This is a genomic window from Curtobacterium sp. MCBD17_034 (assembly GCF_003234515.1).
Taxonomy (GTDB): domain Bacteria; phylum Actinomycetota; class Actinomycetes; order Actinomycetales; family Microbacteriaceae; genus Curtobacterium.
The window spans coordinates 24,754-49,523 of record NZ_QKTN01000011.1 but is presented as its reverse complement, the minus strand read 5'-3'; the positions used below and the strand labels follow the sequence as shown (position 1 = coordinate 49,523).

The following is a 24,770-nucleotide window of genomic DNA, read 5'->3' as shown; positions in this document are numbered from 1 at the left end:
ACGACGACCGACGCACGACCGGGAGGGCCGACGCGCCCCCGCCGGATCGGGTCACGCCCGCCCGCCGGTCGCCCTGCCGCCGATCGCTCGGCCTACCGCCGGTCGCCCTGCCGCCGTTGGCTCGCCCTACCGCCGGTCGCCCTGCCGCCGCTCGCGGAGGACGGTGGTCGCCCGTAGGCTCGGAGCCATGACCGACACCGCGTCGCCGACCTCCGTCAAGCAGCCCGACCCGTCCGTCGCCACCCCGTACGAGGACCTGCTCCGGAAGGTGCTGGACGAGGGCGTGCCGAAGGGCGATCGCACCGGCACCGGCACGCGGAGCCTGTTCGGCGCGCAGCTGCGGTTCGACCTCGCGCAGGGGTTCCCCCTGGTCACGACCAAGCGCGTCCACTTCAAGTCCGTCGCGTACGAGCTGCTGTGGTTCCTCCGCGGCGAGTCGAACGTGCGGTGGTTGCAGGAGCACGGCGTGCGGATCTGGAACGAGTGGGCCGACGCGGACGGCGAGCTCGGTCCCGTGTACGGCGTGCAGTGGCGCTCGTGGCCCACGCCTTCGGGCGACCACGTCGACCAGATCGCCGAGGTCATCGAGCAGATCCGGACGAACCCGGATTCGCGTCGGCTCATCGTGTCGGCGTGGAACGTCGCCGACATCCCGTCGATGGCCCTCGCGCCGTGCCACGCGTTCTTCCAGTTCCACGTCGTCGACGGCAAGCTCTCGTGCCAGCTGTACCAGCGGAGCGCCGACATGTTCCTCGGTGTCCCGTTCAACATCGCCAGCTACGCGCTCCTGACGCACATGGTGGCCGCGCAGACCGGGCTCGAGGTCGGCGACTTCGTGTGGACCGGCGGCGACTGCCACATCTACGACAACCACGTCGAGCAGGTGCGCGAGCAGCTCGCGCGGACCGCGTACGCGCCGCCGCAGCTCCGGATCGCCCCGCGCGACGGCATCGACGCCTACGAGTACGAGGACTTCGAGCTCGTCGACTACGCGCACCACCCGACGATCCGCGGCGCGGTCGCCGTCTGATGCCCCGGGGCGAGGTCGGCCTCATCTGGGCGCGCTCGCGCGACGGCGTGATCGGTGCCGACGGGGACATCCCCTGGCACCTCCCGGAGGACCAGGCCGAGTTCCGCCGGGTGACGAACGGGGCGACCGTGGTCATGGGACGGCGCACGTGGGACTCGCTCCCGCCGCGGTTCCGGCCACTGCCCGGGCGCCGCAACGTCGTGCTGACCCGCGACCGGTCGTGGTCGGCGGACGGCGCCGAGGTCGTCCACGACGTCGACACCGCCCTCACGGTGGCCGCGGACGGGCCCACGTGGGTGATCGGCGGCGCGCAGGTGTACGAGGCGGCGCTGTCGCGAGCGGACCGCGTCCTCGAGACCGTGATCGACCTCGACGTCGACGGGGACACCACGGCACCCGAGCTCGGACCCGATTGGCACACGGTCGCCGCCACGCCCTCGGCGACGGAGTGGCTGACGTCGCGGACGGGTCTGCGCTACCGCTTCGTCGAGTCGCGCCGTCGTGCCTGAGCCGGTCCGGGCCTCCCGACCGCTGGTCCCGGTGGATGAGCGCTGCCGGTACGCTGGTTCGCGTGTCCTCGCGTGAGAATCCCTTCGGTCAGGTCCTCGTCGCGCTCGTGACGCCGTTCACCGCCGACGGCGAGGTGGACTGGCCGGGCGTCGAACGGCACATCGACGACTGCATCACGGCGGGTGCCGACGGCATCGTCGTGACCGGCACCACGGGCGAGACCTCGACGCTCACGGACCCCGAGAAGCTCCGGCTCGTCGAGGTCGGCAAGTCGGTCGCGGCGGGCCGCGCGAAGATCATCACGGGTGGTGGCTCGAACGAGACCGCGCACGCGATGCAGCTGTACAAGCAGAGCGAGCGCGCCGGCGCGGACGGCGTCATGATCGTCACGCCCTACTACAACAAGCCGACCCAGGCCGGCGTCCTGACGCATTTCCGGATGATCGCGGACGCCACCGACCTGCCGGTGATCCTCTACGACATCCCGGGCCGGACCGGCGTCCCGATCATGTACGACACGATCGTCCGTGCCTCGAAGCACCCGAACATCGTCGCGGTGAAGGACGCCAAGGGCTCCTTCAGCGAGGTCAGCCGGGTGCTCAACAACACCGACCTCATGTACTTCTCGGGCGACGACGCCAACGTGCTGCCGCACCTGGCGATCGGGGCGACCGGTCTGATCGGCGTGACGGCGAACATCGCGGCGGCACCGTACCGCACGATCGTCGACGCGGTGAACCGGGGCGACCTCGCGGCGGCGACGGCCGAGCACCAGCGGCTCGAGCCCCTGGTCCGCGCCGTCATGACGCACGTGCCCGGCACCGTCGCGGCGAAGTACATCCTGCACGGCCTCGGCCGGATCGCGAGCCCGCGGGTGCGCCTGCCGCTCGTCGGCCCGGAGGAGTCCGAGGCCGCCGTCATCGAGGCCGAACTCGAGTTCGTGCGCGACATCCCCGGCGCCGACTTCTCCAACTTCCGCCCGGACCGCAACGCGGCGGCCGGCGGCGCGCTGCCCAAGGTGCCAGGCACCACCCGTTGACCACCCGCGGCGCACCCGGTGCGCCGCCCACACCCGTCAGGACCAGATGCCCACGAAGACCTCCGAGCCGCAGCCGCTCGAACCCGGCACCCTCCGCGTGATCCCCGTCGGGGGACTCGGCGAGATCGGCCGCAACATGACCGTGTACGAGTTCGACGGCAAGCTGCTCGTCGTCGACGCTGGCGTGCTGTTCCCCGAGGAGCACCAGCCCGGCGTGGACTTGATCCTGCCGGACTTCACCCCGATCCGCGATCGTCTCGACGACGTCCTCGGCGTGGTCCTGACGCACGGGCACGAGGACCACATCGGCGCCGTGCCGTACCTGCTCAAGCTCCGGCAGGACATCCCGCTCATCGGGTCCACCCTGACGCTCGCGCTCGTCGAGGCGAAGCTCAAGGAGCACCGGATCAAGCCGTACACGCTGACGGTGCGCGAGGACCAGGTCGAGCAGCTCGGCCCGTTCCACCTCGAGTTCGTGGCCGTGAACCACTCCATCCCGGACGCGCTCGCCGTCGCCATCACCACTCCGGCGGGCCGTGTGCTCCACACCGGGGACTTCAAGATGGACCAGCTCCCGCTCGACGACCGCATCACGGACCTGCGCGCGTTCGCCCGACTCGGCGAAGCCGGGGTCGATCTGTTCCTACCGGACTCCACGAACGCGGACGTCCCGGGGTTCACCGCGCCCGAGCGTGACATCGGGCCGGTGCTCGAGAGCGTCATCGCCCGTGCGCGCCGCCGCGTCGTCGTGGCGAGCTTCTCGAGCCACGTCCACCGCGTGCAGCAGGTGCTCGACGCCGCCGCGGCGAACAACCGCCGGGTGGCGTTCATGGGCCGGTCGATGGTCCGGAACATGACGATCGCGGCCGAGCTCGGGTACCTCCGGGTGCCGGACGACGTCCTCATCGACGCCAAGAAGGCCAAGGACCTGCCGGACGACCGCATCGTCTACATGTCGACGGGGTCCCAGGGCGAGCCGATGGCCGTGCTCGCGCGCATGGCGAACCTCGAGCACCAGATCGAGATCGGCGAGGGGGACACCGTCATCCTCGCGTCGAGCCTCATCCCCGGCAACGAGAACGCCGTCTACCGGGTGATCGACGGGTTGACGAAGCTCGGCGCCAAGGTCGTCCACAAGGGCAACGCGAAGGTGCACGTGTCGGGCCACGCCTCCGCGGGCGAGCTCCTGTACTGCTACAACATCCTGCGGCCGCGGAACGTCATGCCCGTGCACGGTGAGCACCGCCACCTGTACGCGAGCGCCGACCTGGCGATCCAGACGGGGGTCCCGCCGCGCAACGTGATCCTCGGCGAGGACGGCACCGTCGTCGACCTCAAGGACGGCGTGGTCCGCGTGGCCGGGCAACTCGACCTCGGCTACGTCTACGTGGACGGGTCGACCGTCGGCGAGATCACGGACGCGGACCTCAAGGACCGGCGTGTGCTGGCGGAAGAGGGCTTCATCTCGATCTTCTGCGCCGTCGACTTCACCACCGGCCAGTGCATCGTCGGCCCGGAGATCCAGTCGCGCGGGTTCGCCGAGGACGACTCCGTGTTCGACGAGGTCCGGCCGCAGATCGTCCGGGCGCTCGCCGACACGGCGGCGAACGGCGCGGGTGACCAGCACGCGTTCACGCAGGCCGTCCGTCGCACGGTGGGGCGCTGGGTGAACACGAAGCACCGGCGGCGACCGATGATCGTGCCGGTGGTCATCGAGGCGTAGGCGCGGCGGCACGAGCCAGCGGCACGAGCCGCGGCAGCACGAGGGCGGGGTCCGACGGACCCCGCCCTCGTCGTCGTCCGAATCCGTTGACAGACTTCGTTACTTTGGGATAGAAAGTCCGCACGGGCTCCCGCAGAGCAGCGGGAGCGGTTCGGCTATCTCAAAGGAGAGACCATGCACGACACCGACACGCGCGCCGCTGCTGAGGCGATCGGCCGGGGCATCAGCAGGCGCACCCTGTTCCGCTACGGCGGCGCCGGCGTCGCGAGCGTCGCCCTCGCGGAACTGCTGGCGGCCTGCTCCTCGGGGTCCTCCGCCTCGTCGAGCGGCACGACGACCGTCCGCATGTGGAGCTGGTACACGGGCCAGCGGGACGTGTTCCCCAAGGTGATCGCCGCGTTCGAGAAGAAGCACCCGAACATCAAGATCCAGAACCGGATCTTCGGGACGCCGGACCAGTACCTCCCGGCGCTCACCGCGGCCGTCTCGGGTGGTGACGTGCCCGAGATCTTCGCCCCGCACGTCCGCGCCATCACCTACGGCGAACAGGGGATCTCGGCGGACCTCCGCAAGGAGCTCGGGTCCGGCTTCTTCAAGGACTTCTTCTCGTCGAACAACCAGGAGTACACGAAGAACGGCAAGCAGTACGCGCTCGGGTTCATGGCACAGACGTTCGGCCTGTTCTACGACCCGGACATGCTGAGCGCCGCGGGGGTGGACGGGGAGCCGGAGACCTGGGACGACCTCATCGCCGCCGCCGCGAAGATCGACGCCACGGGCAAGTCCACCGTCGCGTTCAGCGCGAACCCGACGACGAGCGCGCTCGATTTCTTCCTCCCGCTCATCACCCAGGTGACCGACGACCCGACGTACTACCTCAAGCTCGACCAGCTCGAGAAGGGCTACGCGTACACGAACAAGCCCGTGCTCGAGGCGCTCCAGTTCAACGACCGGATCGTCAAGGCGGGCGTGTTCCAGAAGGGCACGACGGGCACGTCGGGCGACCAGGCCACCCAGCTGTTCTACACGGGGGGTGCGGCCATGCTGTTCGCCGGGTCCTGGATCCCGCAGTCACTCGCGCAGGACGCCCCCAAGGCGTTCCTCGACAAGTACAAGATCATGCGGACCCCGGCGATCAAGAGCGGGGCCCGACACTGGACCGCCGACCAGGCCGGAGCCGGTTGGGCGGTGTCCGCGACGAGCAAGGCCAAGGACGCCGCGATCGAGTTCCTCAAGTTCATGTACGAGCCGGCCCAGTACTCGCAGCTCATGAACGACTCGCTGAGCATGCCGTCGACCAAGAGCGCCGCGGACCGCGTGAGCGACCCGCACATCAAGCTCATGACGTCGTGGCTCCCCGACGGCTGCCCGCACATCCCGTTCGGCGCGGGATCGAGCGCGGCCGGTGACCCCCTCGGCAAGATCTTCGACCAGACCGCCTCGCCGGCCGAGGTCGCCAAGCAGATGCAGGCCGCCGTCCTCAACGCGAAGGGCTGACATGGCCGTCACCAATGTGCTCCGGCCGGAGCGGGCGGGACGGTCGGACGAGATGGGCCAGCGTGGGCGCGGTCCCCGCGGCACGGGTCGGGGCGGTGGCCCGGGCCGGGACCGCGGCCGGGGACGAGCGGGAGGCTCCGCTCGCCTCCGCCGCTGGGAGTGGGTCTCCGGGTACACCTTCGTCGCGCCGACCGTCCTGCTGTTCGCGGCGTTCGTCGGCTGGCCGATCCTCTACGCCGCCTACCTGTCGCTGACGCGGTGGAGCGGCTTCGGGATCCCGCAGTTCATCGGGCTCGACAACTACACGCGCATGGCGAACGACCCGGTCGCCCGTCACGCGTTCGTCGTGACCGTGCTCTACGCGATCGTGACCACGGTCCTCCAGACCGCGATCCCGCTCGTGATCGCGGTGCTCGTCGCGAACGTGTGGAAGGGCCTCAGCGTCGTGGTCCGGACGATCCTGTTCGTCCCCGGCCTGGTGTCCTTCGTCGTCTCGGGTGCGCTGTGGAAGCTCATCTACGACCCGAACATCGGCACGCTCAACCGGACGCTCCGCGGGCTCGGGCTCGGCAGTCTCGCCGCGAACTGGCTGTCGACCCCGTCGCTCGTGCTGCCAGCGATCATCGCGGTGTCACTCTGGATGGCGATCGGCATGAACATGCTCATCTTCTTCGCCGGCATCCAGGGCATCGACCCCTCGCTCTACGAGGCCGCCGAGGTCGACGGCGCCTCCCGGTTCCAGCAGTTCCGGTTCGTGACGATCCCGGGCCTCCGGATCGTGACGGCGATCGTGATCAGCCTGAACCTGATGAACGGCTTCAAGGTGTTCGACATCATCTTCGTCATGACCGGCGGTGGTCCGAGCCACCAGTCCGAGGTGTTCGGCACCTACCTGTACAGCCTCGCGTTCGGGTCCACCGGTGGGTCCGTGCCGCAACTCGGCTACGGCAGTGCCTTCAGCGTCGTCGTCATGCTCCTGTGCGGCGTCGCCGTGCTCGTCCAGATCGTGCTCGCGAGGAGGGCCGCCCGATGACCGCCATCAAGCAACCGGTGTCCCGGACCGACGTCCGCCGCCTCGACCAGGCGCCGCGGCACCGACGGGTCCCGTACGCCCGGTCGGTCGCGGCGATCATCCTCGTGGCGATCTGCGCGGTGACGGTGTTCCCGCTGCTGTGGCTGCTGGCGACGTCGCTCCGCCCGGAGAACACCGTGTTCAACGGACCGTTCTTCCCGACGATGCTCACGACGCGGGCATACGGCACGGCGTGGACGTCGACGGACTTCGGGCTGCACTTCCTCAACAGCCTCTGGATCACCACGGCGACGGTCGCGGGCGTGCTCGTGTTCGCGTCGATGACCGGGTACGCCTTCGCCAAGCTCCGGTTCCCGTTCAAGAACGTCCTCTACGTCGCGCTCCTGTCGACCCTGATGATGCCGTCGACGGCGCTCATCATCCCGCTCTACCTGCAACTCAAGAACATCGGGCTGCTCAACAGCCAGTTCGGCCTGCTCGTGCTCTACATCAGCAGTTCGGCACCGTTCGCCATGTTCCTCATGCGGGCCTTCTTCGAGACCCTGCCCGACGAACTCGTCCAGGCCGCGCGGATCGACGGTGCCGGCGAGTTCACGGTGTTCTGGCGGGTGATCCTGCCGTTGGCCCGACCCGGGGTCGCGACGGTCGTCATCTTCCAGTTCCTGTCGACGTGGAACGAGTTCCTCATCGCGAACACGGTGCTGCAGAACACGCGGGCACTGCCGCTCCAGCCGGTCCTGTTCAGCCTCATCGGGCAGTACCAGACCGACTGGCCGTCCCTCGCGGCCGGCCTGACGCTGTCGATCGTGCCGGTCGTGCTCGTGTACGTCTGGATGCAGCGACAGTTCGTCGCGGGCATGACCCTCGGGGCGGTGAAGAGCTGATGGTCGACCTCGGTACCACGATCGATCCCGACCTCGATGCGACCCCGGGCGGCTGGATGCGGCCCCTCGGGAGGACCGGGCTCACCGTCTCCGCGGTCACCCTCGGCGCGGCACCCCTCGGCAGCATGCCGGAGAACTTCGGCCATGCCGTCGAGGAGGACGACGCGGTCGCCCTCGTCGACCAGGTCCTCCACAGCCCGATCCGGACGATCGACACCGCGAACGGGTACTCGGGCGGCGCGAGCGAACGGCGCATCGGCCTCGGCATCGCGCGCGCCGGCGGCCTGCCGGACGACGTGCTCGTCGTCACGAAGGTGGACGCCCGGGACGGCGACTACTCGGGCGCCCGCGTCCGCGCGTCCGTCCGCGAGAGCCAGGAGCGGCTCGGCATCGACCGGCTGCCGCTCGTGCACCTCCACGACCCCGAGTTCCACGACCTCGACGCGATGACGGCGCCGGGTGGCGCGGTCGACACGCTCGTCGCCCTCCGGGACGAGGGCGTCGTCGAGCACATCGGCCTCGCGGGCGGGGACGTCCACGTCATGCGGCGGTACCTCGACCTCGGGGTGTTCGAGGTCCTCCTCGTGCACAACCGCCTGACGCTCGTCGACCGCAGCGCCGAGTCGCTCGTGGCCCGGGCGGCCGAGACCGACGTCGCGGTCGTCAACGCGGCCGTGTTCGGCGGGGGGATCCTCGCCGCACCGCGGAGTGGTCGGACCGACTACGGCTACCGCCCCGCGCCTCCGGCCACTCGCGCCGCCATCACCGCGATGGCCGACGTCTGCGACCGGTACGGGACCGACCTCGCGACGGCGGCGCTCGCCGCGTCCGTGCGGGAGCCGGCGGTCGCGAGCACGATCGTCGGGTTCAGCCGACCCGAGCGGATCGCGACGACCGTCGACGCCGCGACCACGGACCTCCCGGACGACCTGTGGGTGGAACTCGCCGCCCTCCGGCCGGCTCCGGAGCACTGGCTCGACGCCCGCTGAGGCGCCGAGCACCACGACATGGGCCCGCACCGACGCGGGCCCGGGAAGCAGGAGACCATGCCCCTCGTCCGCGTCGACATGCACGCGGCCCTCGCACCACGTCGCGAGGCCATCAGCGCCGCCATCCACAAGGGACTCGTCGACGGGCTCGCGATGCCCGAGGACGACCTGTTCCAGGTCTTCCGGCTCCACGAGCCCGGGGAGCTCGTGTACTCACGGACGTTCCCGAACGCGGACCGCAACGACATCCTCTTCGTGCAGATCCTGCTCGCCCGCATCTACGGTCCCGAGGACAAGCAGCGCATGTACGGGTGCGTGGTCGACGAGCTGGTGGGTGCCGGGGTGAAGCGCGACGAGGTCCTCATCGCCGTGACCGAGAACGAGGGCAGCGACTGGTGCGCCCCGGACAAGGAGGCCTGACGTGGCGTTCACCAGGAGCGATCTGCCCGACGACTTCGTCATCGGCACCGCCACGGCCGCGTACCAGGTCGAGGGGTCGGTCGACGTCGACGGCCGCGGACCGAGCATCTGGGACGACTTCGCCCGGGTCCCCGGCGCGATCACCGACGGCTCGACGGGCGACCCGGCCGACGACCACCTCCGCCGGTACCGCGAGGACGTCGCGATCATGGCGGACCTCGGCGTCGACGCGTACCGGTTCTCGGTCGCGTGGCCGCGCGTCCAGGCGGACGGCACCGGGCCGGCGAACCATGCGGGGCTCGACCACTACCGCCGCCTCGCGGAGTCACTGCTCGAGCGGGGCATCACCCCGTGGGCGACGCTGTACCACTGGGACCTCCCGAGCGCGCTCGAGGCGCGGGGCGGCTGGCTCGAGCGGGACACGGCGGACCGGTTCGCGGAGTACGCGGGCCTCGTCGTCGCGGGCCTCGGTGACCTCGTCGACCACTGGATCACCCTGAACGAGCCGTGGTGCTCGGCGTTCCTCGGGTACGCGTCGGGTGTGCACGCGCCGGGCAAGCAGCTCGGGACCCGTGCCGCGCACGCGGCCCACCACCTGATGCTCGGGCACGGGCGTGCCGTCCCGGCCATCCGTGCTGCCGCCCGGCCGACCGCGCAGGTCGGGGTCACGCTCAACCTCTACTCGGTGCGGTCGGCGACCGACTCGGCCGACGACCGCGACGCCGCCCGACGCATCGACGGCCTCCAGAACCGGCTGTTCCTCGAGCCGCTGCTCCTCGGCCACTACCCGGAGGACGTCGTCCGTGACCTCGGGGAGCAGGACTGGTTCGGGGCGACCCCCGCGTCCGACGCCGCCGAGATCGCGGCGGACGTCGACTTCGTGGGCGTCAACTACTACAGCCGGCACACCGTGCGGGCCGGTGGCGGGACCGGCGCGGCGACCAACGCCGGTGGCGCCGTCGGCGCGGTGAGCGCGAACCCGGGCAGCGAGTTCGTCGAGACCGTCGACACCGGTGCACCGCGCACGCAGATGGGGTGGGAGATCCACCCGGACGGCCTCGTCGACGTCCTGCGCATGGTCCACACGCTCCGGCCCGAGCTGCCGATCGCGGTCACCGAGAACGGCGCGGCCTACGAGGACGTGGTCGACGAGACGGGTGCCGTCGAGGACGAGGAGCGCCGTGCGTACGTCGAGGCGCACCTCGCGGCGTGCGCCGACGCGGTCCGCGAGGGGATCCCGCTCCGCGGGTACTTCTGCTGGAGCCTCCTCGACAACTGGGAGTGGGCGTTCGGGTACACGCGCCGCTTCGGCATCGTGCACGTCGACTACGCGACCCAGCAGCGGACCGTCAAGCGGAGCGGCCGCTGGCTGGCCGGCGTGCTCGGCGGCCCCCTCGCGACCACCACCGAGCAGTCAGGAGCCCAGGCATGACCATCACCGACACGGACCGCACTGACCCGGCCGCCGCTGAGCCACCGCTGCGCACCCCGGCGGTCGCGACCAAGCGCCTCCCGACCGTCGCACCGACCCGGTACGCGCTCGTCGGCAACGGGTGGCGCACCGAGGTCTACCTCCGGGTGGCGCAGCTGTTGCCCGACCGGTTCCGGGTGGCCGGTGTGGTGACGCGTCGAGCCGAGGCCGGGGCGGAACTCGAGCGCCGGTGGGGCGTCCCGACCTGGCGGACGCTCGACGACCTCCTGGCCGCGGAGCGTCCCGAGTTCGTCGTCCCGAGCGTCCCGTGGCCGGTGACGCCCGGGCTCGTCCGCGAGCTCGTCGGACGCGGGGTCCCCGTGCTCACCGAGACGCCGCCGGCGCCGGACCTGGACGGCATGCGGTCGCTCTGGGCCGACGTCGGCGCGGCGGACCTCGTCCAGGTCGCCGAGCAGTACCTGCTCATGCCGCTCCACGCCGCTCGGCTGGCAGCGGTGCGGGACGGCGCGGTCGGTGTCCCGACCTCCGTGCACGTCAGCTCGACGCACCTGTACCACGCGGTGTCGATGATCCGCGGGTTCCTCGACGTCGCCCCGGGGCCGGTGACCGTGCGGTCCGTGACCTCGACCGCGCCCCTGGTCGACCCGATCACGCCGGACGGCTGGACGCACGACACGGAGCCGAAGCCGGCCCGGACGATCCTGTCGACGCTCGACCTCGGGGACGGCCGCACGGGGCTCTACGACTTCACGGACAACCAGTGGTGGAACCCGGTGCGTCCGGACCACCTGGCGGTCCGCGGGTCGACGGGCGAGCTCCACGACGAGACCCTCGTGCGCATGCTCGACGCCACGACCCCGGTGACGTCGCGGTTCGAGCGGGCGCAGACCGGCCACGGCATGGACTACGAGGGGCTCGACACGACGCACATCAGCCTCGACGGGCGCCCGGTGTGGCGGAACCTGTACGAGGGCGGACGCCTCATGGACGACGACCTCGCCGTCGCCGAGCTGCTGACGCGCACCGGCGCATGGACCCGCGACGAGGCCCCGGCCCCCTACCCGCTCGCCGAGGGCCTGCACGACCACCACGTCGGGCTCGCCATCGAGAAGGCCGCTGGCACCGGCACGGCGGTGACGATCTCGAACGAGCCCTGGGTGACGTCGCGTGCGTGACGTCGCCGGCCCTCCCGGCCGATCCGCGCCGTCGTTCGTCGCGACCGCGCTCTTCGATGGCGTCACGCTCGACGGCTGGCACGCCGTCCCGCGCACGCCCGTGGCCGCACGGCCGGGAGCCCCGGCACCGGACCCCGCGTCACCCGCGGTCCGCGACGCCCTCGCCACGAGTGGTGCGTGGTCCGTGGTCGACGGTGCCGTCGTGGGCGGCCAGGAGCGCCGCGGACTCGGCGGCTACCTGGTCAGCGACGAGGTGTTCGGTGACGTCGACCTGACGGTGCTGGTGCGACCGGACTGGCCCGCGGACACCGGGATCATGCTCCGAGCCTCGGCGCTCGGGTCGCAGGGGTACCAGGTGCTCGTCGACCACCGGCCGTCCGGCTCCATCGGCGGGTTCTACGGCAACGGGATCGGCGGCTTCCACGCCGTCGGGTTCGCCGTCGACGCCGTCCGCGACGCCGACGGGCGGGCGGTCGGTCTGACCGAGGACGACCCGGTGACGAGTCGCGAGCTGGTGACGCCGGAGAAGCGGGCCCTGCTGACGCACGCCGCCAGCGCCGAGGCGTTCCTCGCCGCGTGGCGCTGGGACGACTGGAACGAGCTCCGGATCCGGTGCGTGGGGGAGTGGCCGGTGCTGACGACCTGGGTCAACGGGCTCCTCGTCGCCGAGTGCGACACCGGGGCGCTCCCACCGGACCGGTTCGACCGCGCCGCCGTCCGCGCCCTGCTCGGTCGCGCGGGGCACATCGCACTCGAGGTGCACGACAACGACCCCGCGCTCGGGGACGAGCGGTGGGGGCCGGGCGCGGTCGTGCGGTGGCGGGACCTGCGGGTCGTGCGGCTCGACTGACCGACGCCGCCGGGTGCGCCGGAGTCGCGGAGTCGCGGGGTCCGCCGGGGCCGCCGGGTCCGCCAGGTCCGCCAGGGCCGCCGCGTCAGCCGCGACCGGCGCGGGTCCGCGTCAGCCGGGCGTGGAGCACGGCGGCGGCAGCGCCGAGCGCGGCGGCGTCCCGGCCGACGGCGCTCATCGCCACGTGCACGGGATGCGTCCCCCGCATCACCGCGTGCGCGTGGAGCTCGCGCTGCACCGCCCGCAGGTAGCGCTCGCCGGCGGTGGCGAACCCCGGGCCCGCGAGGTAGACCTCGTCGAGGTCGAGCAGGTTGACGAGGTTCAGGATCGCCCGCGCCAGGTACTCGGCGGACTCCTCGACGAGGGCGAGCGCGCCGGTGTCGCCCTGGACGGCCGCGGCCGCGACGCGTGCGAAGGTCGCGCGGACGTCGGCCGTCACCGCCCGGGCGTCGTCGCCGTCCGTGGTGGTGTCGATGCCGAGCCGCGCGACGAGGGCCGCGTCGGTGCGGGCTCGTGCGACGACGGCGGCGGGCGCGGCGAGGACCTCGAGGCAGCCGCGGGACCCACACCAGCAGGGCGGCCCGTCCCACCGCAGGGACATGTGCCCGATCTCCCCGGCGTTCGACGACGCGCCCCGGTGGACGTCGCCACCGACGAGCAGCCCGCACCCGATGCCCGTCGCCATGTAGACCGTGGCGAAGTCGCGCGTGGACGGCACGCGGCCCGACCAGAACTCGCCGAGGGCAGCGCAGTTCGCGTCGTTGTCGACCGTGACCGGCAGGTCGGTCGCCGCGGTGAGCGCGTGCCCGAGCGCGAAGTCGTCCCACTCGCTCCACGAGTCGGTGGACCGGAGCACCCGACCGGGCAGGTCGAGCCGTCCCTCGCCGGCGACGCCGATCCCGATCACGGTGTCGCGGTCGATCCCGTGGTCGGCGAGCATGACGGCGACGTCCCGGGCGACGCGGGCCACGACGGCCTCGGGCGACTCGGTCCCGGTCCCCGCGACGCTCCGTGCGTCGATCGGGCGACCGCTGAGGTCGACGAGGACGTACACGTCCTGCGCGGTGTCCAGGGCGACCCCGACCGCGTAGCCGGCGGTGCTGTTCAGCTCGAGCAGGACGGCGCGTTTGCCGCCGGTCGACTCCGCGTACCCGACCTCGGACACGAGGCCGTCGTCGAGCAGGGTCCGGACGATCTTCGAGATCGTCGCGTTCGTCAGTCCGGACCGCTCCGCGAGCTCCGTGCGGCTGATGGTGCCACTCGAGCGGATGAGGTCCACGATCGCGCTCCGGGTCTCGGCGACCGAGGCGCCCTTGAGGCGACGGATCGGTGCGTCGGGGCGGACCGTGACCATCGTGTCGTCCTCCTCGTCGCTCCTGGCCCCACGGTACCGGGTGCGGGGGCGCGGCCCGTCACGGCGGGCCTCCCGCCGGACGTCCCCGGCTCGGGTTAGGGTTCCGCTCATGGCCGGGAGCACCAAGTCGTCGTCGCGCGCGTCCTCGGGGTCCCGCGCGTCCTCGGGGTCGCGGGCGCCCTCGCCCGCGCGCGGGTCCGGCGGCACGGGGGCCCGCGGCGCCACCTCCCGGACCCAGGCGACCACCCGGAAGCTCCCGCAACCGGTCGAGGTCGTCGGGCCGAACCCCCTCGTGACCGCCTGGACGGGTGCAGCGCACGGTGTCGGCGCGGTGTTCCGGCTGCTCGGCAAGGAGTCGCTCGAGCACGACGAACGACGCGACGGCTTCCCGTTCCTGCTGTTCCTGCTCGCGATCGCCGGTGCCGTGGTCGAGTGGCTCAACCCCGCCAACCCGGTCGCGGTGGCCCTGGACGCCTACACGTTCGGTGGTCTGTTCGGTCGGCTCGCGGTCGCGTTGCCGGTCATCATGATCGTGTTCGCCGGGTGGTTGTTCCGGCATCCCGCGTCCGTGCACGACAACACCCGCATCGGCATCGGCCTGGGGTTGCTCGTCATCGGCATCTCCTCCGTCTGTCACATCTACGGCGGTCAGCCCCCGGCGTCCGACGGCATGCCCGTGCTCGCACAGGCGGGCGGGATCATCGGCTGGGTGGTGATCGGCTGGATCGTCGCGGCCGCGACCGCGTGGATCGCCACCCCCGTGGCCGTGGCGCTCATCGCGCTCTCGCTGTTCATCATCACGAAGACGCCCCCGAACCACGTGGGTCGACGCGTGCACGAGCTCTACGCGTACCTGTTCGGCACGCCGGGGCCGGCTCCGATCGACGCGGACGCACCCGCGCCCGTGGCACCGCGCCGTGGCCGGAACACCTCGGCGTCGTCGTCGTTCGACCCGTTCGAGGACCTCGACGGCGACGGCAGCGGCGACGGCTCGGGCGAGGGCGAGCCCGGGGCGCTCCCGTGGTGGCGGCGCAACAAGACCGGGCGCGAGGAGGATCCCGCCTACGACACCCCCGTGCTCCCGCACGCCGAGACGTCCGACGCCGCGGCCGCCACCGGGCGCGGCGCTGCAGCTGCGCCGGTCGCCCCGGGTCCGGTCGGCGTCGCGGGAGCGGTGGGCCCGGGCGCCGCGGCGGGCCTCGTCGACCTGACGCCGGCCGAACCCGTGTCGGTCAACCTCAACGACTCGCTCGAACAGGACGTCGCCGAGGACCTCGACCGCGCCGAGGAGGCCCTCCGTGCGTTCGACGCGCAGGCGCCGGGCCGCGTGCGCCACGACGAGGCCCAGGCCGCGACCGAGGTCATCCGTCCCGCCGTGGCCGAGCCCGTCACGGACGTGCTGCCCCTCGACGAGGACGAGCAGGACGGCCTGCCCGACACGTCCGCCGACGACGCTCCGGCCGCGCCCTACCGCCTGCCCGCCGCCTCGACGCTGAGCCCGGGCACCCCCGCGACGGCGCACAGCACCGCGAACGACGAGATGGTCGCGGCGATCACCGGCGTCCTCACCGAGTTCAAGGTCGACGCCAAGGTCACCGGGTTCTCGCGCGGCCCGACGGTCACCCGGTACGAGATCGAGCTCGGCCCGGGGGTCAAGGTCGAGCGCGTCACGGCGTTGAGCAAGAACCTGTCGTACGCGGTCGCCTCGAACGAGGTCCGCATCCTCTCGCCGATCCCCGGCAAGAGCGCGATCGGCGTCGAGATCCCGAACTCGGACCGCGAGATCGTCTCGCTCGGCGACGTGCTGCGGTCGAACGCGGCCACGAAGTCGAAGCACCCGATGACCATCGGCGTCGGCAAGGACGTCGAGGGCGGCTTCGTCGTGGCGAACCTCGCGAAGATGCCGCACCTCCTGGTCGCCGGCTCCACGGGGTCCGGCAAGTCGAGCTTCGTCAACTCGATGATCACGTCGCTCCTCATGCGCGCGAAGCCGAGCGAGGTCCGCATGGTCCTCGTCGACCCGAAGCGCGTCGAGCTCTCGATCTACGCCGGTGTCCCGCACCTCATCACCCCCATCATCACGAACCCGAAGAAGGCGGCCGAGGCGCTGCAGTGGGTCGTGAAGGAGATGGACATGCGGTACGACGACCTCGCGTCGTTCGGGTTCCGGCACGTCGACGACTTCAACCGTGCCGTGGCGAACGACGAGATCGTCCTGCCCGCCGGCAGCGAGCGGAAGCTCAAGCCGTACCCGTACCTCCTCGTCGTGGTGGACGAGCTCGCGGACCTCATGCTCGTCGCCCCGCGCGACGTCGAGGACTCGATCGTCCGCATCACGCAGCTCGCCCGGGCGGCCGGCATCCACCTCGTCCTCGCGACGCAGCGTCCCTCGGTGGACGTCGTCACGGGGCTCATCAAGGCGAACGTGCCGTCGCGGCTCGCGTTCGCGGTGACGAGCGTGACGGACTCCCGGGTCATCCTCGACCAGCCGGGAGCCGACAAGCTCATCGGCCAGGGCGACGGACTGTTCCTGCCGATGGGGTCGTCGAAGGCCGTCCGCGTGCAGGGCGCCTGGGTGCAGGAGAGCGAGATCGCCGAGGTGGTCGCGCACGTCACCCGCCAGGCCCGCCCGGAGTACCGCCAGGACGTCCAGGCGGTCGTCGAGCGCAAGGAGATCGACGCCGACATCGGTGACGACCTCGAGCTCCTCCTCGCGGCCGTGGAGCAGGTCGTCTCGACGCAGTTCGGGTCGACCTCGATGCTCCAGCGGAAGCTCCGCGTGGGCTTCGCCAAGGCGGGGCGGCTCATGGACCTCATGGAGTCACGCGAGATCGTCGGGCCGAGCGAGGGCTCGAAGGCCCGCGACGTCCTCATCACGGTCGAGCAGCTTCCCGAGACCCTCGCGCGACTCCGGGGTGAGGAGCCCCCCGCGCCGGCCGCCCCGGTCACCCCGACGCGCGACGGCGCGGAGGGCGACGTCGGGTACCGCGGGTCCGACGACCCGGTCGCCGACATGACCCGTGGGTACGATGAGGTCGAGAGCGATCCGGACGAGGACGCCTGGAGCCTGACCGGCAGGGAGTGATCACCATGAGCGCCTCCGGTGAGTCCACCGCGACGCAGAAGCGGTTCCCGTGGCGGGGGCGGGTGATCCGATCGGGATCGGGGCCGGCGTCGACCGCGAACGTCGCCAACGTCATCACCGTCATCCGGATCCTGATGGCGCCGGTGTTCTTCGTCTTCCTGCTCCTCGACGCGGGGCAGGACGGTCCCCTCCGGATCTGGGCAGCCGTGCTGTTCGTGGTCGCGATCGTCACCGACAGCGCCGACGGCATCATCGCCCGCCGGCAGAACCTCGTCACCGACTTCGGCAAGCTCGTCGACCCGATCGCCGACAAGGTGCTCATCGGCGGCGCCCTCGTCTCGCTCTCGGTGCTCGGGGAACTGCCCTGGTACGTCACCGTCCTCATCATGGTGCGCGAGATCGGCATCACGGTCTTCCGCTTCGCGGTGCTGAGCGACCGGGTCATCCCCGCGAGCCGCGGCGGCAAGGTCAAGACGGTCCTGCAGGCCGTCGCGATCACCCTGGCCCTCATCCCCTTCTGGAACGTCTTCGGCGGTTGGGTGCACGTCGTCGACGCCGTCCTCATGGTGTTGGCGTTCCTCGCGACGATCCTGAGCGGTCTCGACTACCTGTGGCAGGCCTGGCGGCACGGCCGGGAGGCGCGGTGACGGTCACCGACGCACCCGACGCTGTCGTGCCTCCCGGCTCGCTGGCGGTCGCGATCGTGCGCGCACTCGCGGCGCGCGGCGAGACGCTCGCCGTCGCGGAGTCGCTCACCGGCGGTCTCGTCGTGGCGGAGCTCGTCGCCGTCCCGGGTGCGAGCGCGGTCGTGCGCGGGGGTGTGGTCGCCTACGCGACGCCGTTGAAGCACCGGCTGCTCGGCGTCGACGCGGCGCTGCTGGCGACCCGGGGGGCGGTCGATCCGGAGGTCGCGCGGCAGATGGCGACCGGGGTGCGTGCGGCGACGGCGGTCGACGGCCTCGCGGCGACCTGGGGCATCAGCACGACGGGCGTCGCCGGACCGGAACCGCAGGACGGCAAGCCGGTCGGCACGGTGTTCGTCGGGATCGCGCGGGCCGGTGTCGCCGAGGCGTCCGAACTCCGGCTGGATGGTGACCGTGCGGCAATCCGCGCGGGGGCCGTCTCCGAACTCCTCACACGCTTGCACCAGGCGGTCACGGCGAGCACGTCCGGGGAATAGGGCGCGTTTCCATCCGGTTACAAGTGGTGCATTCACAAGCACCACCCAGAGCCCCCTGGTTAGCATGCACGAACCGGCGGCGATAGTGTTGCTGTCCCGTTCTCGGTCACCGGGATCGAGCGGGATCGGGATGACAGGAAGGAGGAGTTCTCATGGTTCTCGTTCGTCAGGAAATCGGCGATGTCCTGCGGGACTTCCGCTTGCAGAAGGGCCGGACCCTCCGTCAGGTCGCCAGCAAGGCCAGTGTCGCGCTCGGATACCTGAGCGAGGTGGAGCGCGGTCAGAAGGAAGCCAGCTCCGAGATCCTCGCTTCGGTCGCCGACGCGCTCGACACGCCCATCTCGGTCATCATGCGCGAAGTCGGTGACCGCCTCGCGGTCGTCGAGGGGATCACCTCCCCGGTTCCGGACATGCTGCCGGACGACCTCGTCGCCGAGTTCGACAACGACCTCGCGGTGCGCTGAGCGCAGTCCGCGTCGGAACGCCCCGGTCCTGCTGGACCGGGGCGTTCCGCGTTCCGGGGGCGCGGCGATCAGGGCCAGCGGCGGTGGCCGCCTCGACGAGTGCGTCCGGCCCCGCCTCGTGTCCGGGGTCCTGGCTACCATGGGGCCGTGCGCGTGAGTGAGTTCTGGCAGGCGGTCGAGGACGAGTTCGGTCCGGCCTACGGTCAGGTGGTCACGCGCGACGTCGTCCTCGGGGCGGTGGGCGGACGGTCGGCGGCCGACGCGCTCGCGGCGGGGGTGCCGGCCCGCGACGTCTGGGAGGCCCTGTGCGACGCGCAGGACGTGCCCGTCGGACGGCGGCACGGCAAGGGCCTCCGCGCTCCGCGCGACTGACGCCCACTCGAACACGTCTTCGGCGTGTTGCTCGAACGGGTGTTCGACCCGGTGCTACCGTCCTGCACAGATGCTCGTGGCGACGTACCGTCCACAGCGGTCTGCTCTCGGCGTGGTGATGTCGGTGGCCGGTCGTAGGTTCGGTCCATCGGATGAGCATCCGAGCCTTGTCGGTGAACCGAGGACCCTGCCCCACCGGTCCTCGCGAAGGCGACAGCCTACAGGCGCCGTACACGAGCAGAAGGAGCGCATCATGCCCTCACCCGCAGACCGCGAGAAGGCCCTCGAGACCGCACTCGCCCAGATCGACCGACAGTTCGGCAAGGGCACGGTGATGCGCCTCGGGAGTGACGAACGCGCCCCCGTCGCCACCATCCCCACCGGATCCGTGGCGCTCGACGTCGCTCTCGGCATCGGCGGCCTCCCGCGTGGTCGCATCATCGAGATCTACGGTCCGGAGTCCTCCGGCAAGACGACCCTGACGCTGCACGCCATCGCGAACGCGCAGCGCAACGGCGGCATCGCGGCCTTCATCGACGCGGAGCACGCCCTCGACCCCGAGTACGCGAAGAAGCTCGGCGTCGACATCGACGCGCTCCTCGTCTCCCAGCCCGACACGGGTGAGCAGGCGCTCGAGATCGCGGACATGCTCGTCCGTTCGGGCTCGATCGACCTGGTCGTGGTCGACTCCGTGGCCGCGCTCGTGCCCCGCGCCGAGATCGAGGGCGAGATGGGCGACTCGCACGTCGGCCTCCAGGCCCGCCTCATGTCGCAGGCACTCCGGAAGCTGGCCGGTGGGCTCAACCAGACGCAGACCACGATGATCTTCATCAACCAGCTGCGCGAGAAGATCGGCGTGTTCTTCGGCAGCCCGGAGACCACCGCTGGCGGTAAGGCGCTCAAGTTCTACGCCTCGGTCCGGCTGGACATCCGCCGCATCGAGACCCTGAAGGACGGCACCGAGGCCGTGGGCAACCGCACCCGGGTCAAGGTCGTCAAGAACAAGATGGCGCCGCCCTTCAAGCAGGCCGAGTTCGACATCCTCTACGGCGTGGGGATCTCGCGCGAGGGCTCGTTGCTCGACTTCGGTGTGGAGCACGGCATCGTCAAGAAGTCGGGCGCCTGGTACACGTACGAGGGCGACCAGCTCGGCCAGGGCAAGGAGAACTCGCGCAACTTCCTCATCCAGAACGGCGACATCGCCGCCGAGATCGAGCGCAAGATCCTCGCGAAGCTCGGTGTCGGTGCTGCCGCTGCCACCGCTGACGCCCCGGCGCCGGTCGAGTCCCTCGAGAAGAAACTCGCCGCCAAGAAGGGCGCGTGAGCTCCCGAGACAGCTCCATGCCTGACGACGGCCTCGCACCGGTCACCGACATCTTCGGTGCGCGGTCGTCGGCACGGGCGACGTCGTCCCGGCGCGGACCGGCGGAAGGCGGAGCACCGTCTGCCGAGCCCGACGCACGCGGCGCGAGCATGGGCGGCCCGGACGGGGATGACGCGATCCCGGTCGGTCTCGTCCGCGACGAGACCGACGTCGACCGCCCGGACGCCTCCGACGCGTGGCTCCCTCCGGTGACGGGTTCCACCGTCGGGTCCGTCGAGACCGTCGGGCCCGCCGCCCCGGTGCGCCGACTGCGGGCTGCCGACCGGGACGATGACGCCGAGCACGAGACGGTCGAGTCGCCACCCACGCACGACGAGTTGCTCGCCGAGGCAGAGCGGATCAGCATCCGGGCGCTCAGCCGCCGTGGCACGAGCACGTCCGAGCTGCGGACCGCCCTCCTCGGCCGCGAACTCCCCGAGGACATCGTCGAGCACGAGATCGCTCGACTCACCCGGGTCGGTCTCCTCGACGACGTGCGGCTCGCTGCCGACCTCGTCGACCGTCTGCACGACCGCAAGGGCCTGGGGCGACAAGGCGTGGTGGCGGAGCTCCGGCGGCGGGGCGTCGACCAGGCGGCGATCGACGCGGCCCTGGCGGACCAGGACGACGACGCGGCGGAGTCCGAGCGTGCGATCGAGTTGGCCCGCAAGCGCGCCGGACAGATGCGGGGGCTCGACCACGAGACCGCGGAGCGCCGGCTCTCGGGGTTCCTCATGCGCAAGGGCTACGGCGGATCGGTCGTGCGGACCGCCGTCCGGATCGCACTCGACGGCGGCGGCCGACGGGGTGGCGTGCGCTTCGAGTAGGCGGGCCGGGCCTGCCGGTCTGGGCGACGGTGACGCCGCCGTACACTGACAGCACCATGGCGACCACCACCGCAGCGCGCCCCCGCACCTACGAGGTCCGGACCTACGGGTGCCAGATGAACGTGCACGACTCGGAGCGTCTCAGCGGGTCACTCGAGGCGGCCGGGTACGTGCCGGCTGTGGACGAGCAGGCCGACGTCGTCGTGATCAACACCTGCGCGGTCCGCGAGAACGCGGACAACCGCCTGTACGGCAACCTCGGCCACCTGGCCGGGGTCAAGCGTGAGCACGAGGGGCTGCAGATCGCCGTCGGTGGGTGCCTGGCGCAGAAGGACAAGAACGTCATCCTCGAGAAGGCCCCGTGGGTCGACGTCGTGTTCGGCACGCACAACATGGGCTCGCTGCCCGCGATGCTCGAGCGCGCACGCCACAACGGCGAGGCGCAGGTCGAGATCCTCGAGGCGCTCGAGGTGTTCCCGTCGACGCTGCCCACCAAGCGGGACTCCACGCACAGCGGGTGGGTGTCGATCTCCGTCGGCTGCAACAACACGTGCACGTTCTGCATCGTCCCGTCGCTCCGGGGCAAGGAGAAGGACCGCCGACCGGGCGACGTCCTGGCCGAGATCCAGGCGCTCGTGGACGACGGCGCGATCGAGGTCACGTTGCTCGGCCAGAACGTCAACTCGTACGGCGTCGAGTTCGGCGACCGCCAGGCGTTCAGCAAACTCCTCCGCGCTGCCGGTTCGATCGAGGGGCTCGAGCGGGTCCGGTTCACCAGCCCGCACCCCGCCGCGTTCACCGACGACGTCATCGACGCCATGGCCGAGACGCCGAACGTGATGCCGCAGCTCCACATGCCGCTGCAGTCCGGCTCGGACCGCATCCTCCGGGCGATGCGGCGGAGCTACCGCAGCGACCGCTTCCTCGGGATCCTCGACCGGGTCCGCGCCCGCATCCCGCACGCGGCGATCTCGACCGACATCATCGTCGGTTTCCCCGGCGAGACCGAGGCCGACTTCCAGGACACGCTCCGGGTCGTCGAGCGTGCACGGTTCGCGTCGGCGTTCACGTTCCAGTACTCCATCCGCCCGGGGACGCCCGCGGCGACGATGGAGCAACAGGTGCCGAAGGAGGTCGTGCAGGACCGCTACGACCGACTCGTGGCGCTGCAGGACCGGATCGTCGCCGAGGAGAACGCACGGCAGGTCGGCCGAACGGTCGAGGTCCTCGTCGCGACGGGCGAGGGGCGGAAGGACGACGCGACGCACCGACTGAGCGGGCGGGCCGAGGACGCCCGTCTCGTGCACTTCGGTGTACCCGCCGGCTCGGAGGTCCCGCGCCCGGGCGACGTCGTGACGCTCGAGATCACGCGCGGCGCACCCCGGTACCTCATCGCCGACACGGACGCGCCGCTGCGCGTCCGCCGCACCCGCGCGGGCGACGCGTGGGACCGCGCGCAGGCCGCCTCGTGTGGCGTGCCGGTCCCGGCCGACGTCGGTGCGGCGGACGCCGCGGTCGGGCCCCGGCCGGTGTCGCTCGGGCTGCCGACGCTGCGGGTCGGCGCGCCTTCCGGCCGCTGACGGTGCTCGAGACGCCTGCATCATCGGGGGCATCGGCATCGGCATCGGCGTCGGCGTCGGCGTCGTCGGAGGCGCGGGCCAGCGATCCGGGCGTGGAGGGCCCGGACGTCATCGCGATCGTGGGTGCCACGGGCACCGGCAAGTCGGACCTGGCGCTCGGCATCGCCGAAGCACTCCGCCGAGACGGTCTCCCCGCCGAGATCGTGAACGCCGACGCGATGCAGCTGTATCGCGGGATGGACATCGGGACGGCCAAGGTCCCGATCGCCGCCCGACGCGGTGTGCCGCATCGACTGCTCGACGTGCTCGACGTGACCGACGAGGCGAGCGTCGCGGCGTACCAGCGTGACGCCCGGGCGGCGATCGACGCCGTGGTCGGGGCGGGCGCGCCGGTCGTGCTCGTCGGCGGGAGCGGCCTGTACGTGTCGAGCGTGCTCCACGACCTGTCCTTCCCCGCCACGGATCCGGAACTCCGCGCGGCGCTCGAGCGCGAGGCGGACGAGCGCGGGGCGGACGCACTGCTCGAACGACTGCGTGCCCTCGACCCCGCGGCGGCGGCAGCGGTCGACCCGCGGAACACCCGGCGTCTGGTCCGCGCCGTCGAGGTCGCGACGAACCGGGATCCGGTGCGCCCGCGCCTCCCGTCCGCACCGCGGCCGTGGCGACCGATGCGGGTGCTGCACCTGCAACGGCGGCGTGAGGTCCTCGTGCCGATGCTGCACGAGCGCGCCGCGAGGATGTTCGACGACGGCCTCGTCGACGAGGTCGCGGGCCTCGTCGACGTCGGCCTGGAGGCCGGACGGACGGCCCGCGCGGCGATCGGCTACGCGCAGGCTCTCGACGTGCTGCACGGCCGCTCGGACCTCGAGGGCGCCGTGACGTCGACCGCGGTCGCGACGCGGCAGTACGCCCGCCGACAGGTTTCCTGGTTCCGGCGGCTGCGCGAGGCGGAGTCGCTCGACGTGACCGGAGCGGGCCACGACGACCTCGAGCGGGTGGCCGTCGCCGTGGCTGCCGACCGCGGCCGCGGGGACGCGTCCGAGGCCCTCGCTAGGATCGGGGCGTGACCGAACTCCACTTCACCAAGGGCCACGGCACGGGCAACGACTTCGTGCTGTTCGCCGACCCGGACGCGACAGTGGACCTGACCCCGGAGCGCATCCGTGCCATCGCCGATCGTCGCTTCGGCGTGGGCGCCGACGGCGTGATCCGCGCGGTCAGGACGGCCGCGCTGCCGGACGGCCGATCGATCGCCGCCGTCGCTCCCGAGGCCGAGTGGTTCATGGACTACCACAACGCCGACGGCAGTGTCGCCGAGATGTGCGGCAACGGCGTGCGGGTGTTCGCGCGCTACCTGACCGACGCCGGACTGGTCGACCTCGCGCCGGGCGAGACCCTGGCGATCGGGACGCGGAAGGGCGTGGTCGACCTGCAGCGGTCGACCAACGGGTTCTCGGCCGACCTCGGACGATGGGGGCTCGGCATCGCCGGTCTCGACGGCGACGAGGTCCTCGTCCGCGCCCGCAACCTCGACGGCGCGCGCCCGGGCCTCCCGATCGACGTCGGCAACCCGCACGTCGTCGTCGCCGTGGCGACGGACGACGAACTCGCGGGGCTCGACCTGACCTACGTGCCGGTCCTCGAGCCGGCACCGCCCGCGGGCGCGAACGTCGAGTTCGTCCTGCCCGGCGATCCGCTCGTGCGCGACGGCGTCGGCCACATCACGATGCGCGTCCACGAGCGCGGCAGTGGCGAGACCCTGTCGTGCGGCACGGGGGCCGTCGCGGCGGCCCTGGCGGTCCGCCACTGGGCCGGTCCGCAGGCGCCGGACACCTGGCGGGTCCGCGTGCCCGGCGGCGTCCTGACGGTCCGGATGGCCGCTGCGGAGGACGGCGAGCACGTCGCGCTGAGCGGTCCCGCCGACCTGGTGTTCGAGGGCGACCTCACCGTCTGACGGCCGGTG

The 24,770-nt window shown here is 71.8% G+C and carries 23 protein-coding genes; 22 read left to right on the top strand and 1 reads right to left on the bottom strand.

Features of this window, described 5'->3' with window-relative positions:
• Positions 1 to 187: 187 nt before the first annotated feature.
• The 12 genes from DEI92_RS14620 to DEI92_RS14565 all read left to right on the top strand — a co-directional run bounded on the left by DEI92_RS14620 (position 188) and on the right by DEI92_RS14565 (position 12,582).
• Positions 188 to 1,030 carry a thymidylate synthase gene (locus DEI92_RS14620; RefSeq protein ID WP_111011104.1) on the top strand — a complete coding sequence of 281 codons (843 nt, stop codon included), beginning with the start codon at positions 188 to 190 and terminating at the stop codon, positions 1,028 to 1,030.
• A complete protein-coding gene (locus tag DEI92_RS14615; protein WP_111011105.1) occupies positions 1,030 to 1,539 on the top strand; it encodes a dihydrofolate reductase in 510 nt (169 codons plus the stop codon). Before DEI92_RS14620 ends, DEI92_RS14615 begins: the two co-directional genes overlap by 1 nt.
• 35 nt (positions 1,540 to 1,574) lie before the next feature.
• On the top strand, positions 1,575 to 2,579 hold the full coding sequence (gene dapA / locus DEI92_RS14610; protein WP_375334634.1) for a 4-hydroxy-tetrahydrodipicolinate synthase: 1,005 nt from the start codon (positions 1,575 to 1,577) through the stop codon (positions 2,577 to 2,579).
• Between the two features lie 46 nt (positions 2,580 to 2,625).
• Complete coding sequence (locus DEI92_RS14605; RefSeq protein WP_111011107.1) at positions 2,626 to 4,302, top strand: ribonuclease J; 1,677 nt, start codon at positions 2,626 to 2,628, stop codon at positions 4,300 to 4,302.
• A 174-nt stretch (positions 4,303 to 4,476) separates the two neighbouring features.
• Positions 4,477 to 5,799 carry an ABC transporter substrate-binding protein gene (locus DEI92_RS14600; protein ID WP_111014012.1) on the top strand — a complete coding sequence of 441 codons (1,323 nt, stop codon included), beginning with the start codon at positions 4,477 to 4,479 and terminating at the stop codon, positions 5,797 to 5,799.
• A gap of 1 nt (position 5,800) precedes the next feature.
• A complete protein-coding gene (locus DEI92_RS14595; protein WP_111014011.1) occupies positions 5,801 to 6,832 on the top strand; it encodes a carbohydrate ABC transporter permease in 1,032 nt (343 codons plus the stop codon).
• Positions 6,829 to 7,716: a carbohydrate ABC transporter permease gene (locus DEI92_RS14590; protein WP_111011110.1), complete on the top strand. Its 888-nt coding sequence runs from the start codon at positions 6,829 to 6,831 to the stop codon at positions 7,714 to 7,716. The genes DEI92_RS14595 and DEI92_RS14590 overlap by 4 nt, the downstream gene beginning before the upstream one ends.
• Positions 7,716 to 8,705, top strand: a complete 990-nt coding sequence (locus DEI92_RS14585) for an aldo/keto reductase (protein WP_181434951.1) — start codon at positions 7,716 to 7,718, stop codon at positions 8,703 to 8,705. The genes DEI92_RS14590 and DEI92_RS14585 overlap by 1 nt, the downstream gene beginning before the upstream one ends.
• Positions 8,706 to 8,762: 57 nt before the next feature.
• On the top strand, positions 8,763 to 9,125 hold the full coding sequence (locus DEI92_RS14580; protein ID WP_111011143.1) for a tautomerase family protein: 363 nt from the start codon (positions 8,763 to 8,765) through the stop codon (positions 9,123 to 9,125).
• A gap of 1 nt (position 9,126) precedes the next feature.
• The gene (locus DEI92_RS14575) at positions 9,127 to 10,557 is read left to right on the top strand and encodes a GH1 family beta-glucosidase (protein ID WP_111014010.1); all 1,431 of its coding nucleotides are present in this window, start codon (positions 9,127 to 9,129) and stop codon (positions 10,555 to 10,557) included.
• A complete protein-coding gene (locus DEI92_RS14570; protein WP_111014009.1) occupies positions 10,554 to 11,732 on the top strand; it encodes a Gfo/Idh/MocA family protein in 1,179 nt (392 codons plus the stop codon). The genes DEI92_RS14575 and DEI92_RS14570 overlap by 4 nt, the downstream gene beginning before the upstream one ends.
• Entirely contained in the window at positions 11,725 to 12,582 is an 858-nt protein-coding gene (locus tag DEI92_RS14565) for a DUF1080 domain-containing protein (RefSeq protein ID WP_111014008.1), read from the top strand. Before DEI92_RS14570 ends, DEI92_RS14565 begins: the two co-directional genes overlap by 8 nt.
• An 85-nt stretch (positions 12,583 to 12,667) precedes the next feature.
• Here the strand turns inward: DEI92_RS14565 and DEI92_RS14560 are convergent, their stop codons facing one another.
• The gene (locus DEI92_RS14560; protein WP_111011114.1) at positions 12,668 to 13,936 is read right to left on the bottom strand and encodes an ROK family transcriptional regulator; all 1,269 of its coding nucleotides are present in this window, start codon (positions 13,934 to 13,936) and stop codon (positions 12,668 to 12,670) included.
• Between the two features lie 109 nt (positions 13,937 to 14,045).
• Between DEI92_RS14560 and DEI92_RS14555 the strand changes: the two genes are divergently transcribed.
• From DEI92_RS14555 to dapF, 10 genes are all read left to right on the top strand, one after another.
• Positions 14,046 to 17,021 (top strand): DNA translocase FtsK, encoded by a 2,976-nt coding sequence (locus DEI92_RS14555; protein ID WP_111014007.1) that lies wholly within the window; start codon positions 14,046 to 14,048, stop codon positions 17,019 to 17,021.
• A 5-nt stretch (positions 17,022 to 17,026) separates the two neighbouring features.
• Positions 17,027 to 17,668, top strand: coding sequence for a CDP-diacylglycerol--glycerol-3-phosphate 3-phosphatidyltransferase (pgsA, locus tag DEI92_RS14550; RefSeq protein WP_111011144.1), 642 nt, complete (start codon positions 17,027 to 17,029; stop codon positions 17,666 to 17,668).
• Positions 17,665 to 18,201, top strand: coding sequence for a CinA family protein (locus DEI92_RS14545; RefSeq protein ID WP_258368718.1), 537 nt, complete (start codon positions 17,665 to 17,667; stop codon positions 18,199 to 18,201). Before pgsA ends, DEI92_RS14545 begins: the two co-directional genes overlap by 4 nt.
• 152 nt (positions 18,202 to 18,353) lie before the next feature.
• Entirely contained in the window at positions 18,354 to 18,665 is a 312-nt protein-coding gene (locus DEI92_RS14540; RefSeq protein ID WP_111011116.1) for a helix-turn-helix domain-containing protein, read from the top strand.
• 147 nt (positions 18,666 to 18,812) lie between these two features.
• Complete coding sequence (locus tag DEI92_RS14535; protein WP_111011117.1) at positions 18,813 to 19,037, top strand: DUF3046 domain-containing protein; 225 nt, start codon at positions 18,813 to 18,815, stop codon at positions 19,035 to 19,037.
• Between the two features lie 253 nt (positions 19,038 to 19,290).
• Entirely contained in the window at positions 19,291 to 20,361 is a 1,071-nt protein-coding gene (gene recA, locus DEI92_RS14530; protein ID WP_111014006.1) for a recombinase RecA, read from the top strand.
• Positions 20,362 to 20,378: 17 nt separating this feature from the next.
• Positions 20,379 to 21,227: a regulatory protein RecX gene (locus DEI92_RS14525; RefSeq protein WP_111014005.1), complete on the top strand. Its 849-nt coding sequence runs from the start codon at positions 20,379 to 20,381 to the stop codon at positions 21,225 to 21,227.
• Positions 21,228 to 21,283: 56 nt separating this feature from the next.
• Complete coding sequence (gene miaB, locus DEI92_RS14520; RefSeq protein ID WP_111014004.1) at positions 21,284 to 22,807, top strand: tRNA (N6-isopentenyl adenosine(37)-C2)-methylthiotransferase MiaB; 1,524 nt, start codon at positions 21,284 to 21,286, stop codon at positions 22,805 to 22,807.
• 92 nt (positions 22,808 to 22,899) lie between these two features.
• Positions 22,900 to 23,874, top strand: coding sequence for a tRNA (adenosine(37)-N6)-dimethylallyltransferase MiaA (miaA, locus tag DEI92_RS14515; protein WP_111014029.1), 975 nt, complete (start codon positions 22,900 to 22,902; stop codon positions 23,872 to 23,874).
• Entirely contained in the window at positions 23,871 to 24,761 is an 891-nt protein-coding gene (gene dapF / locus DEI92_RS14510; protein ID WP_111014003.1) for a diaminopimelate epimerase, read from the top strand. The genes miaA and dapF overlap by 4 nt, the downstream gene beginning before the upstream one ends.
• Positions 24,762 to 24,770 lie beyond the last annotated feature (9 nt).